The organism is Massilia sp. CT11-108 (assembly GCF_047302915.1).
Classification (GTDB): domain Bacteria; phylum Pseudomonadota; class Gammaproteobacteria; order Burkholderiales; family Burkholderiaceae_D; genus Telluria; species Telluria orientalis.
In genome coordinates, this window is record NZ_JBKYMO010000885.1 from 1 (window position 1) to 1,407 (window position 1,407).

General features: G+C 65.7%; 1 protein-coding gene. It reads left to right on the forward strand.

Annotated elements, in window-relative coordinates:
• Positions 1-1,407, forward strand: a 1,407-nt coding sequence (locus ACEN88_RS31675; protein ID WP_413346124.1) for a DNA translocase FtsK, incomplete at both ends; no start/stop codon positions are given.

A 1,407-nucleotide genomic window follows, 5' to 3' on the forward strand; every position in this document is an offset into this window, starting at 1 on the left:
CGGCGCGACGCGCGCACCCGCGAAGCCGACCGCGCCGCTGCCGCCGGCATCCGCGCCGAATCCGTCGCCGATCAAGATCGAACCGGCGATGACGAGCGTGCCGCGTTCCGAGCGCGCCGAAAAGGAACGCCAGTCGCACCTGTTCGAGGTCCATGGCGACAGCACGCTGCCGCCGCTGGCGCTGCTGGACGAGGCGCCGCCCGTCCAGGAATCCGTCGCCGTCGACACGCTGGAATTCACGAGCCGCCTGATCGAGAAGAAGCTGTCCGACTTCGGCGTCGAGGCGAAGGTCGTGGCCGCGTATCCGGGCCCGGTCGTCACCCGCTACGAAATCGAGCCGGCGACGGGCGTGAAGGGCAGCCAGATCGTCAACCTGGCGCGCGACCTGGCGCGTTCGCTGTCGCTGACGTCGATCCGCGTCGTCGAGACGATCCCCGGCAAGAACTACATGGCGCTCGAGCTGCCGAATCCGAAGCGCCAGATCGTGCGCCTGACGGAAATCCTCGGCTCGAAAGTCTATGGCGACAGCGCATCCAGCCTGACGGTCGCGCTGGGCAAGGACATCGCCGGCAAGCCGGTCGTCGCCGACCTCGCGAAGATGCCGCACCTGCTGGTGGCGGGTACGACCGGTTCCGGTAAATCCGTCGGCATCAACGCGACGATCCTGTCGCTGCTCTATAAAGCCGATCCGGCCGACGTGCGCCTGATCCTGATCGACCCGAAGATGCTGGAGATGTCGGTGTACGAAGGTATTCCGCACCTGCTGGCGCCGGTCGTGACGGACATGCGCCAGGCCGGCCACGCGCTGAACTGGGCCGTGAACGAGATGGAGCGGCGCTATAAACTGATGTCGAAGCTGGGCGTGCGCAACCTGGCCGGCTACAACGGCAAGATCGCGGAAGCGGCCAAGCGCGAGGAACACATCCCGAATCCGTTCTCGCTGACGCCGGACGCACCGGAACCGCTGGATAAACTGCCGACGATCGTCATCATCATCGACGAGCTCGCCGACCTGATGATGGTGGTCGGCAAGAAGGTCGAGGAGCTGATTGCCCGTATCGCCCAGAAGGCGCGCGCGGCCGGCATCCACTTGATTCTCGCGACGCAGCGCCCGTCCGTGGACGTCATCACGGGCCTGATCAAGGCGAACATCCCGACGCGTATCGCGTTCCAGGTGTCGTCCAAGATCGACTCACGCACGATTCTCGACCAGATGGGCGCGGAAACGCTGCTGGGCATGGGCGACATGCTGTACATGCCGCCGGGCACGGGCCTGCCGGTCCGCGTGCACGGCGCGTTCGTGTCGGACGACGAAGTGCATCGAGTTGTAAAACATCTCCAGTCCACGGGCGAACCGAATTACATTGAAGGCATCCTCGAAGGCGGCGTCGCCGAAGACGGCGGCGG